Source organism: Microcystis sp. M090S1 (assembly GCF_020246295.1).
Classification (GTDB): domain Bacteria; phylum Cyanobacteriota; class Cyanobacteriia; order Cyanobacteriales; family Microcystaceae; genus Microcystis; species Microcystis aeruginosa.
Window position 1 is genome coordinate 1 of record NZ_JADBTF010000179.1, and the last position, 16567, is coordinate 16567.

Annotated in this window: 11 protein-coding genes; 4 read left to right on the plus strand and 7 right to left on the minus strand. The window is 45.7% G+C overall.

From position 1 onward, the window contains the following. Positions 1–532 precede the first annotated feature (532 nt). From IM477_RS08035 to IM477_RS08050, 4 genes are all read right to left on the minus strand, one after another. Positions 533–2983 (minus strand): transglycosylase domain-containing protein, encoded by a 2451-nt coding sequence (locus tag IM477_RS08035; protein ID WP_287731258.1) that lies wholly within the window; start codon positions 2981–2983, stop codon positions 533–535. A gap of 163 nt (positions 2984–3146) precedes the next feature. Beyond that, entirely contained in the window at positions 3147–3728 is a 582-nt protein-coding gene (gene mreD, locus IM477_RS08040; protein ID WP_287731259.1) for a rod shape-determining protein MreD, read from the minus strand. Continuing rightward, positions 3695–4444 carry a rod shape-determining protein MreC gene (gene mreC / locus IM477_RS08045; RefSeq protein WP_287731260.1) on the minus strand — a complete coding sequence of 250 codons (750 nt, stop codon included), beginning with the start codon at positions 4442–4444 and terminating at the stop codon, positions 3695–3697. The genes mreD and mreC overlap by 34 nt, the downstream gene beginning before the upstream one ends. Before the next feature lie 73 nt (positions 4445–4517). Then, positions 4518–5555, minus strand: coding sequence for a rod shape-determining protein (locus IM477_RS08050; RefSeq protein WP_147070009.1), 1038 nt, complete (start codon positions 5553–5555; stop codon positions 4518–4520). A 223-nt stretch (positions 5556–5778) separates the two neighbouring features. Between IM477_RS08050 and IM477_RS08055 the strand changes: the two genes are divergently transcribed. Beyond that, positions 5779–6129, plus strand: a complete 351-nt coding sequence (locus tag IM477_RS08055) for a single-stranded DNA-binding protein (RefSeq protein ID WP_002797092.1) — start codon at positions 5779–5781, stop codon at positions 6127–6129. Between the two features lie 260 nt (positions 6130–6389). Here IM477_RS08055 and IM477_RS08060 read toward each other — a convergent pair whose 3' ends face one another. Continuing rightward, positions 6390–7199 (minus strand): aminotransferase class IV, encoded by an 810-nt coding sequence (locus IM477_RS08060; RefSeq protein WP_287731261.1) that lies wholly within the window; start codon positions 7197–7199, stop codon positions 6390–6392. A 235-nt stretch (positions 7200–7434) separates the two neighbouring features. Between IM477_RS08060 and IM477_RS08065 the strand changes: the two genes are divergently transcribed. Further along, complete coding sequence (locus tag IM477_RS08065) at positions 7435–9060, plus strand: ArnT family glycosyltransferase (protein ID WP_287731262.1); 1626 nt, start codon at positions 7435–7437, stop codon at positions 9058–9060. Between the two features lie 301 nt (positions 9061–9361). Then, positions 9362–12349, plus strand: a complete 2988-nt coding sequence (gene gcvP, locus IM477_RS08070) for an aminomethyl-transferring glycine dehydrogenase (protein ID WP_287731264.1) — start codon at positions 9362–9364, stop codon at positions 12347–12349. A gap of 39 nt (positions 12350–12388) precedes the next feature. On the opposite strand, the gene lpxB is transcribed toward gcvP, so the two are convergent. Together lpxB and lpxA are read right to left on the minus strand one after the other, a co-directional pair. After that, positions 12389–13618, minus strand: a complete 1230-nt coding sequence (lpxB, locus tag IM477_RS08075) for a lipid-A-disaccharide synthase (RefSeq protein WP_287731269.1) — start codon at positions 13616–13618, stop codon at positions 12389–12391. Positions 13619–13931: 313 nt separating this feature from the next. After that, a complete protein-coding gene (lpxA, locus tag IM477_RS08080; RefSeq protein WP_002797088.1) occupies positions 13932–14768 on the minus strand; it encodes an acyl-ACP--UDP-N-acetylglucosamine O-acyltransferase in 837 nt (278 codons plus the stop codon). Between the two features lie 150 nt (positions 14769–14918). Here lpxA and IM477_RS08085 point away from each other — a divergent pair, with 150 nt between their 5' ends. Beyond that, entirely contained in the window at positions 14919–16238 is a 1320-nt protein-coding gene (locus IM477_RS08085; RefSeq protein ID WP_287731267.1) for a four-carbon acid sugar kinase family protein, read from the plus strand. The last annotated feature ends 329 nt before the right edge of the window (positions 16239–16567 follow it).

Sequence of the window (16567 nt, forward strand, 5' to 3'; positions counted from 1 at the left end):
GATTTTTGTCAATTATTTTTTATCTAGAGCGAACTAATCAATTAAGTCTCTTGCCAGATAAGGATTTAGTCGATTTATGCCCCCCTATCGAACCATACTAAGTAACGAAGAACCCACAGAACGGGAGGTGGGTTATGTGGATAAATGACTCCTCTCGACTTTGTGTGATAATTTTTGCTTATGGAATCGCAAAATGTTTACTGGACAAGACTTTTAAGACTATTTTGACGTTCGGCGAAGCTCGGTCGAGCCGCAGAAGAAACTATCAGTATAGATCTCGTTTCCACATAGAAACTGGAAGAGCCTATTACAGCCCTTTGAGCGAGATCAAAATACGGAGCTAACGGTGAAAAGCTTATTTGGCAAGGGTTTTAGGCTCGATAATGTACTTGACGGATGTGAAAAGGATGGATTCTATACTCAACGGATTTAGTATTATAGCGGTGCGAGAAATCTGATGGTTTTCCAAGATTTGGCCGAGCAGTTTTGGAACGACAACCCCCGCAAATCCTGCGAGGGTTGTCGTGCCGATTCAGCGTCTTTCTGCCGGGGGTGCAGGAGGAGCCACATCGGGGGGAGGAGTTACCGGTAGGGGAACCGAACGAGTGTCGGGAGCTGCCACAGTGACGGGAACGGTAATCGGTTCAGCTGCTGCGGGGGCCGTATTTTCAGGACGAGGAGCAGCGGCGCTGGTAGGAGCGACGGTAGTACGCCGACGACTAGAACGGCGTTGGCTGGGTTCGCTAGTATTAGAACGGACAATAGTTTGCTCACGACTTACCCGAACCCGTCGCCGTCTGCGGATGGGTCCTTCGGTGGGGGAACCCTCATCGCTGCTGGCTAAACGATTGTTAGTGGTTTGGGTAAAGTAGGTACGTCGGGGTTTAATTGGTTCCGCTTTTACTGTCACTGGACGTTTGCCTAAATTCGGTTCTGGGAAACCTTGATAGGGAATATCCTTAATTGCTCCTAACATAAATTGTCGCCACATCCAAGCGGACATGGTACTGGCTCCATTTGTGGGTTTATTATTGTCATTACCGAGCCAAATTCCCGTGACTAATTGGGGAATATAACCGACGAACCAAAGGTCGCGAGCCTTGTCAGAAGTGCCGGTTTTTCCTGCCACCGGACGACCAATTTGTGCGGGGGTTCCCGTTCCCGAATTAACCACATCCTGCAGCATCCAAGTCATCGTCGCTGCCGTGTTTTGATTGAGAGCAGTTTTCGGTGTAAAATTGGCTTGATAAATTACTTTACCATTGCGATCGAGTACCTGATTAATACCGTAAACTGGTTGATGCACACCATTATTAGCAAAGGTTCCGTAGGCGCTGGTCAATTCTAAAAGATTGACTTCCGAAGCACCCAAAGCCAAAGAATAAGTGGGTAAAAGTTTCGACTGGATCCCCATATCTTGAGCTAATTTAATCACCGGATTCCAACCCACAGCCACTAACACCTGAACTGCCACCACATTCAGGGAAGAAGTCAAAGCATCGCGCATGGACACCTCGCGGCCGCTATACTTATCGCCGTAGTTTTCCGGTTTATAACCATCCACCACATACTGTGCATCTTTATAATTAGAATAGGGGGATTTCCCCGCCGCAATCGCCGCCGCATAGACAAAAGGCTTAAAAGTAGATCCTGGCTGACGTTTTGCCTGTGTCACCCGATTGAATTGATTCTTATCGTGGTCAATTCCCCCGACCATGGCCTTAATTTGTCCATTTTTGGGGTCAATTGCCACTAAAGCCGCCTGTTGGAAGTGCTGCCACTTGCCATAACGAGAAACCGCTCTTTCTACCACTTCCTCCCCTTCCCTTTGCCAACGAGGATTAAGGGTAGTTTTTACCACCAATCCCCCCGCTTCTAGGGTTTTAGCGGGAACCAGTTGCGGCAGTTCTTTTTCCACATAATCGGTAAAATAGGCCGCTTGCCGTTGCAGACGTTTTAGGGGACTGGTTTTAATGCCTAGGGGAGATGCGATCGCCAGTTCTGCTTGAGCGTTAGTAATAAATCCCACCTCGGCCATAGTTTTTAGGACGATATTACGCCGTTCTAGGGCAGATTTAGGGTTTTCGAGGGGAGAATAGAGACTAGGAGCGGGAACAATCCCGGCAAGGGTGGCAGCTTCGGCTAGAGTTAATTTATCGACGGGTTTACTGAAATATAACCAAGCGGCATCGGCAAGACCGTAGGCCCCGGAACCGAGATAAACTAGGTGAAAATAACGCTCTAAAATCTGGTCTTTTGTATAGTTATCTTCTATTTTCTGAGCGATACGCATTTCCCGTAATTTGCGATCAAAGCTCCTTTCTTGGGATAAAAAGACAATCCGGGCCAATTGTTGGGTGATGGTGCTGCCTCCTTCCACCACTCCCCCGGCTCTCAGGTTAGAAAAGAGAGCGCGAGCAATACCCTGGCCATCAACTCCCCCGTGTTCGCGAAACCGGCGGTCTTCACTAGCGATAAAGGCCTCCTGTACCAGTTGGGGAACTTGGGCAATTTTCACGGTTTCGTAAGTGCTAGGGCCATTTTGCTTGAGGATTTCCCCATTAGCGGCTTGAATTGTTAGGGTGCCGGGACGAGCATAGGTTTGTATATCGGCGATATTTTGCGGTAGAGAGGTTTCAAGGCGATAAATGCCCCAACCTACCCCTAAAATGCCCCCAGTTACGCCTAATCCCAATCCCAAGTACAACCCAAAGCGGGGATGTTGTCGCCATTGCGGTAAGGGGGAATTGTCGATCAGGGTAGTAAATTTGTTTTTTAAGGGTTTTAACGTCTCTAGAGCCTTGCTACTGGTTTGGGAGACTAAATTAACCTTTTTTTCTTCGGAAGCGGCTTCTACTGGCTTTTCCCCCGCAACTGGCGCAGATTTGGAGTCTATAGGATCGACTTTAGGGGGTTGCTCGGAATTCTCTAATTTATTAGCAAGATTATGAAAAAATTGACTAAGTTTTTGTTTGTATTTCATGTTAGTTGAGCGGGTGAGGGTGTTGGGGTGGTGGGAAGTGGGGAAGTGGGGTAGTGGGGTAGTGGGGTAGTGGGGAAGTGGGGAAGGGGAAGTGGGGAAGTGGGGTGTTGGGGAATTTAGCTGAAATTTCCCCATCTCCCTATTTCCCTAAATCCCTATTTCCTTAAAGATCGCTAAATTGTCGCCACCATTGCTGGAGAGGGTAATAGAGGAGGGGAGTCCAGAGACTACTAAGCAGAGCAGAAGTGAGGCCAATGCGTTGATAATCGAGCCAAAGATCAGCGAGATTTTTGCCTCCTTGTAGATAGTATTGAAAAGCGAGCGCACCATCGGCAATTAGAGTCATAACAAAGACAATTAAGACCACGGCGATCAATTCTTCTTTAACATAACGTTGTCGGTGTAAACGGGAAGTGAGGAAACCGATGAGACCAAAAACCATGATATGGGAAGGATAATTAGAGGTAAGACTATCTTGAATAGCACCGAGCGCTAATCCGGCCACCACACTATCGAGACAAGAGCGATTGAGACTCCAACTAACCAACCAAATCAGTAACCAATTGGGAGCGATGCCTAAAATCTCCATACCGGGCAGCCGCATTAAGGAAAGAAAGGTACAGAGAAGCAGTGAAGCGATAGTGACTAAAATATTCAGGATAAAACGAGAACGGGCTGATAAACGGCTTAATTTCAGCATAATTCCCCCTCTCACTGCTGGGGTTGCGGGTGAACGAAGACCCATTCGAGATTGTCCACGGTGGCGGTAAATTCAATTTTGGCGGTGGGGGCGGGATTTTCCTGTAAATTAAGGGAAATTATGCGACCGATGGGCAACCCTGGCGAAAAAAGACTACTAAAAGCCGAAGTTGTCACCACATCTCCCGGTTTGACATCGGGAGCTTTTTCAAAAAAGCGCAGGGTGGCGACTTGGGAATCCTGACCTTGAATTAAACCCATGGCCCGACTACGATTCACCGTTGCTCCGATGCGACTTTGGGAATTACTGACCAATAAAACTTTGCTGGTGTGGGGAGTAACTTCCGTAATCCGTCCCACTAAACCGCCAATTCCCGTCACCGAAGCACCCACTTCCACACCATCGGTGCTACCCCGACCGATAATTACCTGTTGCCACCAATCATCAGCGCTGCGGCCAATAATTGGGGCAGAAATCAGGGGTTTTTTCTGGGTTTGATAATAACCAAGCTGTTTTTTTAATTGTTGATTTTGATATTCGACTTCACTTAAACGATTTTGTAATTCTCGCACCCGTTGATCGGCCAGAAGTTGCTCTTGCAGATTAGTTTCCTCTCCCTGAAAAGGGCGGGTTAATAAACCATACAATTCTAAAATCGCCCCACTTTGATAGGTGCGAATGTACCAAGCTACCCCCAAAGCGGCAGCGAGCAGAAAAATTCGCCATCCCTGCTGTGTCCATTTTCGTCGTGCTGAATACATGAGCGATTTAAAACCTCTTGGCTGTGTAGAGTGAGAATCCGTGTGTTTTGCCGCTAACCGATCCTAGTGACCTTTAGACATTGCGAGTTGTTTCATTAACGATCCGCTCAAAGAGTTTCTGATTTTTTAACACTTCTCCCGTGCCTTTGACAACACAGCGCAGGGGATCTTCAGCGATATGGGTAACGATACCGGTTTCGTGACTGACTAGGCGATCGAGTCCCCGTAATAAAGCACCCCCTCCCGCTAACATGATGCCGCGATCGATAATATCGGCCGCTAATTCGGGGGGAGTTTTTTCTAGGGTACGTTTGATCGCATCAACGATCACGGAAAGTGGCTCATCCATACTTTCCCGCACTTCTTCCGCTTTGATCGTCACGGTGCGGGGTAAACCGGACATGAGATGCAATCCCCGCACTTCCAGAGGAGGAAATTCATCTCCGGGGGAGGGATAAGCCGAACCAAGGCGAATTTTGATATCTTCGGCCGTGCGTTCCCCGATAATCAGGTTATGGACTTTTTTTAGATAAGCGATAATTGCTTCCGTGAGTTCATCCCCGGCGACGCGCACCGATTCGCTGATCACTGTCCCATCGAGACTGAGAATCGCCACTTCCGTCGTGCCACCACCGATATCGATGATCATATTTCCCGTCGCTTCCGAGACGGGTAAACCGGCACCCAAGGCCGCAGCAACCGGTTCATCAATTAACCCCACTTCTCGCGAGCCGGCATTTTTGGCCGCATCCACCACCGCACGTCTTTCTACTCCAGTAATCCCACTGGGAACACCGATTACCATGCGGGGATTGCCAATCGTGCCATCGAGCGCTCGTTTGATGAATTCCGCTAACATGATCTCGCAGCTGTAAAAATCGGCGATTACCCCATCGCGCAGGGGTCGCAGAGCGGTGACATGGCCCGGAGTCCGACCGAGCATTTTTTTGGCCTCCTCCCCGACAGCGATCGGGTTACGATCTTGATCGATCGCCACTACCGATGGTTCCTCTAAAACAATACCTTTCCCCGACACATAAACGAGGGTGTTTGCTGTCCCCAAGTCTATACCTATGTCCCTTGATAAGGCTAGACCTCTAAAAAAACCCACTTGTTTTCACTCCTGTTCTTATAACAACGTTGCTATGGCTAGACTTTCGATCGAATCGACTTGGATTTTATTACGTTTTGTTTCTCAAGTCTAGTTAATTATCGCTTCTTTCTCTCCAGATTGACGCAAATCCTGCCCCTAATTTTCTCCCTAGCCACCGGTCAAAGTCAGGGTTTCGGGCTAAAATAAACATACTATTGTACTAAATTGAGGATTTAAGACCATGAGTTTAAATCTGGTTCATTTGGTGGGACGAGCGGGGAGAGACCCAGAAACCAAGTATTTCGAGTCGGGTAAGGTTTTATGTACTTTCACTTTAGCGGTTAATCGTCGCTCTAAAAATAGCGATCAGCCGGATTGGTTCGATCTGGAAATTTGGGGCAAAACGGCGGAAGTGGCCGCTAATTATGTGAAAAAAGGCGGTTTAATCGGGATTAAAGGTTCTTTAAAAATGGATACCTGGAATGATAAAAATACGGGATTAGCTCGTTCTAAACCGGTGATTCTCGTCGATCAACTAGATTTACTCGGTTCTAAACGCGATAGTGAGGCTAATTCCGAGCGAGAATTTTAAAGCTTGAGCGGTATTATTTCCAGATTTTAGGTGTGTTAGCCTCTAGTAACACACCTTTATTAGACCTCTTGTAAAAATCAAAAATTGTTGTTAGGGTTAGGAGTCAGGAGTCAGGAGTCAGGAGTTAGTAGTCAGTGGTCAGGAGAATTAAGAATGAATAATAAGCAATTAAATGGTCTATTCACAGATTTTAGGCAATTCAATCCTTGTTTTTGCCGTTTTTGAATCCTCAGAAATTGATTTTTAATCATGCCAGAAGTTTATTTATTCTCTAATTGACTGGAAAAATATTGCTGTAAATCCGGTAAAACTTGCCGATAAATGGCTGTATTTATCTGTAGATCCCAGCCAAGAATAGAATTAAAAGGGATAATTTCCACCAGAGAATTACTATAAGCGATCGCTTGTAAAGTCCCGACAAATTCGGGGGTCCAGAGATTTTCTTGCAGGGAAATATTTTGTTTTTTTAACCAGCCGATCAAAGCCGAGCGACCGATTCCGGGTAAAATATCAGCAGTCAGCAGGGGACTGTACCAGCAATTATCTTTCCATCCCCATAAATTACCCGTGCTAGTTTCTAACCAATGACCGACTCGATCGACTAATATCGCCTCTTTTGCTCCTTTTTTTTGAGCAGTTTGTGACGCTAACCAAGGGGTTAAATAATTACCAGTTTTATGTTCTCCTAAAACCCGTTGCCAAGCGGGATTATCTATTACCCAGCCAATAATTCCCCGCTCTTGTCTAAGGTTTAAATCTTCGGGGAGAAATCTGCCTTTAATCCACTCCCTACCATCGGGAAAAATTGTAATTCTCAGGACAGGATACAATAGGGATAATTTTTCGGCTCCTTGGCGAATTCGCTGCCAATCGGGATCAGACCAGTGGAAAACTTGTAAACTAGAGTGCAGACGTTGGAGATGCTCTTGCCAATGGGTTAGGGGATGATCTAAGCTTTGTTGATAGATACGCAGGGTAGTAAATATTGTGGCTCCATAAAGCAACCCCACGTCATCAATACCCAGACTTATTCGCTCATCCTCGATTAATTCGCCATTATACCAATACATAATCAGTTATCAGTTATTTTAGCCGTCAGGAGACAGGAGACTCCGAGACAGGTTTTAGGTGTTGGGGGTTGGGGTTTTGGGGTTTTGGGGTTTTGGGGTTTTAGTTCAATTTCCCCACTTCCCCACCTCCCCAATTCATAATTCATAATTCATAATTCCCACTCCCCACTACCCCACTACCCCACTCCCTACTCCCCCATCCCTAGCCCCTGAAATTTAAAATATAAAACAGCTTATGAACCGTCAAAAATTTACTTGGGGATATTCTAGCTATAAATTGCGTCAGAGAGAAAATTTTAAAGAATTTCTGTGTTTACTGGGATTATTAATAGCGGCCTTAATTATCTATCTAGTGGGATTAGGTAATTTACCCTTGCGGGATTGGGATGAAGCGACCATTGCTCAGGTGGCCAAGGAAATTAGCCAAACCCCACTGGAACAATTGCGCTGGTTATTTCCCAGTTTTTGGGGTGATCCCTACCTGAATAAACCGCCGTTGATTCATAGTTTGATTGGTCTAACCTACCATTTCTGGGGCATCAATGAGGCCAATACGAGACTAATTCCCGCTTTTTTAACAGCTTTATCGGTGCCGCTCCTCTACCTTCTCGGTCGAGAAATTTTTCCCGGTCGTTTACCAGCTTTACTATCGGCCTTGATCTATCTAACTCTTTTGCCGGTGGTGCGTCATGGCCGTTTAGCCATGTTGGATGGAGCGGTATTATGTTTTGAAATCCTGATGTTTGTTGGTTTACTGCGCTCACGACGCGATTTACGCTGGTCTCTGGGGGCGGGGTTAGGATTTGCCCTCCTTTGTCTGACTAAGGGGATTATGGGGCTATTATTGGCGGGTATCGGCTTGATTTTTCTGCTCTGGGATACCCCCCGGTTATTAACTTCTGCCTATTTTTGGTCGGGTTGGTTATTGGGAGCAACCCCCGCTTTTGCTTGGTATGCCGCCCAATTTTGGCACTACGAGCGGGAATTTCTCGATTCCCTTTTTGTTCAACAGTTAAAGCGAGTTAGTGACGATCTGGACGATCATCGCGGACCGTTTTGGTATTATCTGCTGGAAATTCTTAAATATAGTTGGCCTTGGTTAATTTTCTCGGTTTGGGGTTTAGGTTTAGCACGTCAGGAACATCTCTACAGTTGGGCGAAGTTACTGTTAGTTTGGACGGGTGTTTATCTGTTGGTGGTTTCGGTAATGGCGACCAAGTTGCCTTGGTATATTCTGCCGATCTATCCGGCCTTGGCTTTAGCGGCCGGTTATGCCTTGGCGCAAGTGGGTAATCTTCCCATTGATCGCCCCTATAATCCAATCTGGTCAATTATTCTGGGTATTATCGGCGTTGGGGCGGGTTTATTAGCTTTAATGGTCTATTTTCCGGGTAATTTTGCCGCTATCGAACCTATCCATCCCTTAATTCTTTTAACCTTATTGTCACTTTCCTTGACCATGGTGACAACGGCGATTTTGTTAGCTCGGCGCTCGGAACAATTCAGCGTGGTTTTACTCTGGGGAATGTTGGTTTCTTTGTTTATTTTTGTCAATTCTCCCCTGTGGATCTGGGAATTAAATGAGAATTTCCCCGTCAAACCGGTGGCGAGTTTAGTGGAGAAATATGTGCCGGCCGATCACCCTGTTTATATTGCTTTTGCCTACGAGCGCCCCTCATTAAATTTTTATAGTGGTCGTCGGGTTTTTCCCCTTGCTGCTGAAGAATTAATCAATTATTGGCAAAGTCACAAGCAACCCTACCTAATTATCGATCGTCAAACCAAAGAAGCTACTGATTTAGGAGGATTAAAGGCGATCGGATCTACGGATTCCGGTTGGTTTTTGGTGACAAAGCAGTAGTGAGGTTAATTTTGTGCATACATCGATAGCAAATTAGCTTAGACTTTAACTTGCTGGCTTCAAATAAGTAGTCGTGCAAAATTAATTTCCTAGTCGAGACTCCGAGACTCCGAGACTCCGAGACTCCGAGACTCCGAGACTCCGAGACTCCGAGACAGCTATTAGGGATCGGATTTGAGTTTTCAGTTCACTGTTTCCTCACACCAGAAGTCTGACGGAGTAGTGGCTTAGATGTGTAATTAATTTTGCTTAGGTACATATTACAAAAATTTTACAAGTTGCGTTAAAATCACCCCTAGCGATGAAACGCAACACTTTTGTAATTGTTGAAACCGAGATTAATATGCTAAATAGGTCAATTACGGCCGAGAAAACCGAGGAATTCGCTCCTGCTGACCTGCAAGACCTGCTAGACTGCACCGATAGCTTTGTTAACCGTCACATTGGACCGACGGAGACGGAAATCGAGAAAATGCTGGCGGTTTTGGGTGTTGCTACCGTGGAGGAATTAATCGCTCAAACGGTCCCCGCAGCAATTCGTTTACAAAAAAGCCTTAATCTAGCACCTGCCTTGAGTGAATACGCCGCTCTTGCCCAATTAAAAGCTATTGCCTCCAAAAATCAGGTATTTCGCTCCTTTATTGGCATGGGCTACCATGACTGTATCACCCCGCCGGTAATTCTCCGCAACATCTTAGAAAATCCGGGTTGGTACACCGCCTATACTCCCTATCAAGCGGAAATCGCCCAAGGACGCTTAGAAGCTCTCTTAAACTTCCAAACTCTCATCACTAGCTTAACCGGTCTGGAAATTGCTAACGCTTCCCTCCTCGATGAAGGAACAGCAGCTGCGGAAGCGATGAGTATGAGTTATGGACTGTGTAAAACTAAAGCCAATGCTTTCTTTATCTCTAGTAGTTGCCATCCCCAAACGATTGAAGTTGTTAAAACCAGAGCGATTCCTTTAGGTATTGACATTATTATCGATGATCATCGTCTCTTTGACTTTCAAACGCCGATTTTTGGCGCATTATTACAATATCCAGCCACCGATGGCGTAATTTATGACTATCGGGAATTTATCGCCAAAGCGCAGGAAAATGGGGCTTTAGTCACCGTTGCCGCCGATATTCTCAGTTTAGCCCTGTTGACTCCCCCGGGCGAATTGGGGGCTGATATTGCCGTGGGTAGCAGTCAACGCTTTGGGGTTCCCTTGGGTTATGGGGGTCCCCATGCCGCTTATTTTGCCACCAAAGATGCCTATAAACGCAGCATTCCGGGGCGCATTGTCGGGGTATCGAAGGATAGTCAGGGTAAACCCGCACTGCGTTTAGCTTTGCAAACCCGCGAACAACATATCCGCCGGGATAAAGCCACCAGTAATATTTGTACCGCACAGGTGTTACTAGCGGTGATTGCTTCCATGTACGCGGTGTATCACGGACCGGAAGGAATCAAGAAAATCGCCCAAAGAGTGCAGAAATTAACCGCTTTATTGGCAACTGGTTTAAAACAGTTGGGTTATCAAGTGGGGAAAGAACCGTGCTTCGATACGCTCAAAGTTACGGTATCCACGGGAGTTAAGGCTCTCCTCGCCAAGGCAAAAACCCATAAGATTAATCTGCGTTATTTTGATGAGAATAATCTAGGAATTAGTGTCGATGAAACCACCAGTCTCAGGGATGTGTGGGATTTATGGCAAATTTTTGCCCCCACCGAGGAATTACCCTTTACCGCGGCGGAATTAGTCGAGAAAATTAGTCTAGAATTACCCGCTAATTTAACCCGTACCAGTGCCTATCTTACCGAGCCGGTGTTCAATCGTTACCACTCGGAAACGGAATTACTCAGATATCTGCACCGTCTGGAAACAAAGGATTTAGCCTTAAATACTTCCATGATTCCCCTCGGTTCCTGTACGATGAAACTCAATGCCGTAGCGGAGATGATTCCAGTAACTTGGGCAGAATTCGGCAAATTACACCCTTTTGCCCCGATTGACCAAGCAGAAGGCTATCAACTTCTCTTTCAACAGTTAGAAACTTGGTTAGGGGAAATTACCGGGTTTGATGGCATTTCCCTACAACCGAACGCCGGTTCTCAGGGAGAGTATGCCGGTTTACAGGTAATCCGAGCCTACCATGAAAGTCGCGGTCAAGGTCATCGTCAGATTTGCTTAATTCCTGAGTCCGCTCACGGGACTAATCCTGCCAGCGCTGTTATGTGTGGTATGAAAGTAGTGGCGGTTAATTGTGATTCTCGGGGCAATATTGATATTGATGACCTGAAAACTAAGGCCCAGAAGCATCAGGATAATCTAGCGGCTTTGATGGTGACGTATCCTTCCACTCACGGCGTTTTTGAACAGGGAATTAGCGAAATTTGTGCCTTGATTCATCAATACGGTGGTCAAGTGTATATGGATGGCGCGAATATGAATGCTCAGGTGGGTTTATGTCGTCCGGCGGATTTTGGCGCTGATGTCTGTCACTTGAATCTCCATAAAACTTTCTGTATTCCCCACGGTGGGGGGGGACCCGGCATGGGACCAATCGGAGTAAAATCCCATTTAGTGCCTTTTCTGCCCGATGTTTCCCTGGTTTTGGCGAAATTATCCCCAGAAACCGCTAACGGTAAGCATCAGGACTCGATTGGGGCAATTTCGGCCGCGCCTTGGGGTAGTGCCAGCATTTTGGTGATTTCTTGGATGTATATCGCTATGATGGGGGCAGCAGGCTTGAAAAAAGCGACAGAAGTGGCAATTTTGAACGCTAATTATATGGCTTTTCGTCTGGAGTCGGCCTATCCGGTGTTATTTAAGGGTAGCGCGGGAACGGTTGCCCACGAGTGCGTGATTGATTTACGTCCCCTGAAAAAACAGGCCGGCATCGAGGTGGAAGATGTGGCAAAACGCTTGATGGATTTCGGTTTCCACGCGCCGACGGTTTCTTGGCCCGTGGCGGGTACAATGATGGTGGAACCCACGGAAAGCGAATCTTTGGGCGAATTAGACCGTTTTTGTGAAGCTTTGTTAACTATCTATCAAGAGGTACAAGCGATCGCTAATGGTAGCATGGATATCCACGATAATCCCTTGAAAAATGCCCCCCACACAGCCGCAGTTTTAACTGCCGATGATTGGAGTCGTCCCTATTCCCGTCAACAGGCAGCTTACCCGCTTTCTTGGCTAAAAGATTATAAATTCTGGCCGGTAGTGGGACGGGTTGATAATGCTTACGGGGACAGAAATCTGGTTTGTTCCTGTGAGGGTATGGACGCTTATAAGTAATCGTAATTCCTTGATAATATTTGGTGGGGTAGTGGCAAATTACCCCGCTTTTTTCTGGTTTTTCGGAACTTGATCCGTAAAATTAAGTACCTCTCGTGCCACTCGCTCACAACTGCCTACTGTTCCTAAACCGGCCTTGGTTTCTGCGTATTCATCTAACATTTTTTGCCGACGTTGCTGATTTAATAATAAATCTAGACATTCCTGCATAATTCTCTCCGGGTTAGCTTCCTCTTGTAATAATTCGGGAACAATTTCTCGCATTAAAACTAAATTTACCGGTGAGACAAATGGTACAGAAAACTTCATAATATTGCGGGCAATCCAAGCAGTCACTGCACTTAAACGGTAAACCACCACCTGCGGCACATTTAACAAAGCAATTTCGAGATTAACTGTACCAGACTTAGCCACAGCCAGATCGGCTGCGGCAATCGCTTCTAAAGTCTGATCTCGTTCCATAATCACCGCATTTAATCCATATTTCTCTACTAATTCTCGCATTTTTGGTTCGTATAAAGCTAAGGGAACGGGAATTAAAAACTTAATATCGGGAATTTTTTCCTGTAATTTTTTAGCAGCAGCGCACACCGTCGGCACGAGATATTTAAACTCCTGTTGACGGGAAGCGGGTAACAAAGCGACCACCGTTTCTTCGGTTTTTATTGCCCATTTTTGCCGCATTTCTTGGCGATTGGGAGCATTTGCCATACGATCAACTAAAGGATGTCCCACCCAAGTTACCGGTAAACCTTTTGTTTCAAAAAAACGAGCTTCGGCAGGAAAAATTGCCAATAATTTATCCGTGACGGCGATTAATTTTTCCGTATTAAATAACTTTTCTGCTGTGGCCCTTAGTTTAGCTGAGGGGATATTTTCTTCCGACCAAATCCACACCTGTGGGGCAATATAATAAATAATTGGGACATCGGGAATAATTTTTTTAGCCGACTGACCGATCGCCACATTTGCCCCCACATAATCAATTAAAATAATCAGATCGGGAGGATGATCTCTAAAAAACTCTTTTGCTCGTTTTTGTAGTTGTAAAGTTGGCCAAATAAAGGGGATAGATTCAATTAATCCCATGGCAGCCAGTCGAGTGGTTTTACCCAACATTTTTGCTCCGGCTAACTCCATGCGATCGCCACCTAAGGCAAAAATTTCTAACTCAATTTCCTGGGTTTTAGCTAGTTTAAAAAGGGATTCAATCAGCATGGCTGCCTGTAAATCACCCGATACCTCACCCGTGCTAATAAATATACGCATTTGGATAATTATTTGATAATAAAAGAATTCAGGAGTCAGGAGTCGGTCGTCAGGAGTCGGGAGATAGGAGTCGGTCGTCAGGAGTCGGTCGTCAGGAGATAGGAGATAGGAGATAGGATTCAGGAGATTATTTTTATTTATTCTTCCCACTTCCCACTTCCCACTTCCCACTTTCAAGTCAGGAGATTATTTTTATTTATTCTTCCCACTTCCTCCCGCAACGCGCACGCAGTGACCACCCCACACCCCACTTCCCCACTTCCCCACTTCCCCACTTCCCCATCACCCCACTCCCTGTTCCTCAATCAATAAATTATTTCCCCGGAATTAAACCGCGGCGTTTTTCTCCCGTGGTAGAGGATTGTAAAAATTGACAGAGATGTTGAACATGGGGGTTATCGGTTAAGAGAGAAACTTGTTCTAAAGCCTCCTGAAGATTTATATTAGAACGATAGATAATCCGAAAAGCTTTTTTCAGTAAAGCTAGATCTTCATCGGTAAAACCTGCTCTTTGTAAACCGACTAAATTAAGAGTTCGCACCCGACAGGGATTGCCTTCCACTAAAGTAAAAGGGGGAACATCGCGATCAATACGACTCATTCCTCCTAACATGGCCATTTTGCCAATATGAACAAATTGATGTACTCCTAAAACCCCCCCGATAACTGCTTTTGATTCGATCTGGACATGACCTGCCAAAGCGACACTATTAGCGATAATAATGTTATCTTGCAAAATACAATTATGGGCAACGTGAACATAGGCCATTAATAAATTATTACTGCCAATTTGGGTAACTTCTCCCGTATCCGTGGCGCGATTAATCGTGACAAACTCCCGAATTTGGTTATGATCACCAATTTCTACGCTACTTTCGCCACCTTTATACTTTAAATCCTGTGGTTCATTACCAATAACAGCCCCGGAAAAAATATGATTACCCTTGCCAATTTTGGTCGGACCCTCAATGACCACATGGGCATCAATAATTGTATCAGCTTCAATTTCCACATTGGCCCCGATCACAGCATAGGGACCAACTTTAACCTTGGGAGCAAGTTTTGCCGACGGATGGATAACCGCAGTGGGGTGAATTAACGTATTCAAAGGGAAGTCTCCCGCGCTCAACTTCGTCACTGTATGAATCATGGTATAGCTTATCCTATATTGGACAGATTGTGATCAAGATTGATAGCGGTTGCTTGCGGAGGGGACGACTTTAATGGGGAACCAGAACCCGATAAACTATTAACCAGATTCTCTTGATTCCCCCGTCCCTCCCATCCTGATAAAAAATATATGAGCAATAATAGACCTAAAATTATAGTCTTAGATGACGACCCGACAGGTTCCCAAACAGTCCATAGTTGTCTGTTATTGATGCGGTGGGATGAAGATACTCTCCGCTTGGGATTGGCAGATAATGCGCCAATTTTCTTTGTTTTGACGAATACTCGCGCTTTAACCCCCGAAAAAGCCGAGTCTGTCACGCGAGAAGTCTGTCATAACCTGAAAACTGCCTTAACTAAAGAGGGAATCGAGGATTTTTTGGTGGTTAGTCGTTCCGATTCTACCCTGCGCGGGCATTATCCGATCGAAACTGATGTTATTGCCGAAGAATTGGGCGGTTTTGATGCACATTTCCTGATTCCAGCCTTTTTTGAGGGGGGGAGAATCACTCGCGATAGTATTCACTATTTAATCATCGATGGCGTTCCCACTCCCGTCCACGAGACGGAATTCGCTCGCGATTCGGTTTTTGCCTATCATTACAGTTATCTGCCGGATTATGTGGAGGAGAAAACGAAAGGTAAAATTAAAGCAGATGATGTAGAGAGATTTTTACTGGCAGATATCCGTCAAGGTAGTTTAGAACGACTGCAAAAGCTCGAAAATAATCAATGTGGGGTGGTAGATGGGGAAACTCAAGCGGATCTCGATCGCTTTGCTGAAGATATTTTAACCGCCGCAGGGGCCGGAAAAAAATTTTTCTTCCGTAGTGCCGCCAGTATTTTAACTTCTTTGGCTAATTTAGGAACTCAACCGATCGCTTCCGAATCTATGGGTAAGTATAAGCCCACGGGGGAAGCCGGGGCAATTATCGTCGGTTCCCACGTCAAAAAAACTACCCAACAATTAGATGAACTGCTTCAACAACCCAACACCGTCGCAGTCGAAATCGATGTGACGACATTGCGCGATCGTCCTGACCAACGAGATCAACTCCTAGCACAAGTTCTGGAAAAAGTCAAGCTTATTCACAAAAACAAACAAACCCCCGTTATCTATACCAGTCGGCAAGAGTTAACCTTTGCCTCTGTGCAGAAACGTCTTGATTTTGGGGTTGCCGTCTCCACCCTGTTAATGGACATTGTTAAGGGTTTACCAGGTGACATCAGTTTTTTAATCAGTAAAGGCGGAATTACCTCCAATGATGTCTTAAGTACGGGTTTAAGCCTGCAATCAGCCCGTTTACTCGGTCAGATTCTCCCCGGTGTCTCCATGGTTTGCACAGAAGCCGATCATCCCCTCTTTCCTAATTTACCTGTGGTTCTTTTCCCGGGTAACGTCGGTGATGTCCAAGCTTTAGCCACAGTTTATCAACGTTTGTGCCAATAGGAGGCAATCAGTTATCAGTGATCAGTTATCAGTTATCAGTGAGCAGATGTGAGTTTTCAGTTCACTGATAACTGAAAAAAGCTCCCCAATTCATAATTTATAATTCATAATTCATAATTATTCCCACTGCTGCTGGCTGCTCAAGGTTCATAATGAAAGAAACATCTATACTGATAGCCGGTTAATTTTTTTGACATCCTCACCGCCGTAAACGGACGGTGATTCCCAAACCTCACGATTTAGGTTTCTGCTTCTTTCCCTTGCGGGGTTCCGCACCTGCCTTAACAGATTTACTCTGTTCTGGTCTTATGGTCGCTCTACAGACTGAC

Excerpts from the sequence above, each read along its gene's own strand:
- IM477_RS08035 (WP_287731258.1), bottom strand. The coding sequence starts at position 2,983 with ATGAAATACAAACAAAAACTTAGTCAATTTTTTCATAATCTTGCTAAT.
- mreD (WP_287731259.1), bottom strand. The coding sequence starts at position 3,728 with ATGGGTCTTCGTTCACCCGCAACCCCAGCAGTGAGAGGGGGAATTATG.
- mreC (WP_287731260.1), bottom strand. The coding sequence starts at position 4,444 with ATGTATTCAGCACGACGAAAATGGACACAGCAGGGATGGCGAATTTTT.
- IM477_RS08055 (WP_002797092.1), top strand. The coding sequence starts at position 5,779 with ATGAGTTTAAATCTGGTTCATTTGGTGGGACGAGCGGGGAGAGACCCA.
- IM477_RS08060 (WP_287731261.1), bottom strand. The coding sequence starts at position 7,199 with ATGTATTGGTATAATGGCGAATTAATCGAGGATGAGCGAATAAGTCTG.
- IM477_RS08065 (WP_287731262.1), top strand. The coding sequence starts at position 7,435 with ATGAACCGTCAAAAATTTACTTGGGGATATTCTAGCTATAAATTGCGT.
- gcvP (WP_287731264.1), top strand. The coding sequence starts at position 9,362 with ATGAAACGCAACACTTTTGTAATTGTTGAAACCGAGATTAATATGCTA.
- lpxB (WP_287731269.1), bottom strand. The coding sequence starts at position 13,618 with ATGCGTATATTTATTAGCACGGGTGAGGTATCGGGTGATTTACAGGCA.
- lpxA (WP_002797088.1), bottom strand. The coding sequence starts at position 14,768 with ATGATTCATACAGTGACGAAGTTGAGCGCGGGAGACTTCCCTTTGAAT.
- IM477_RS08085 (WP_287731267.1), top strand. The coding sequence starts at position 14,919 with ATGAGCAATAATAGACCTAAAATTATAGTCTTAGATGACGACCCGACA.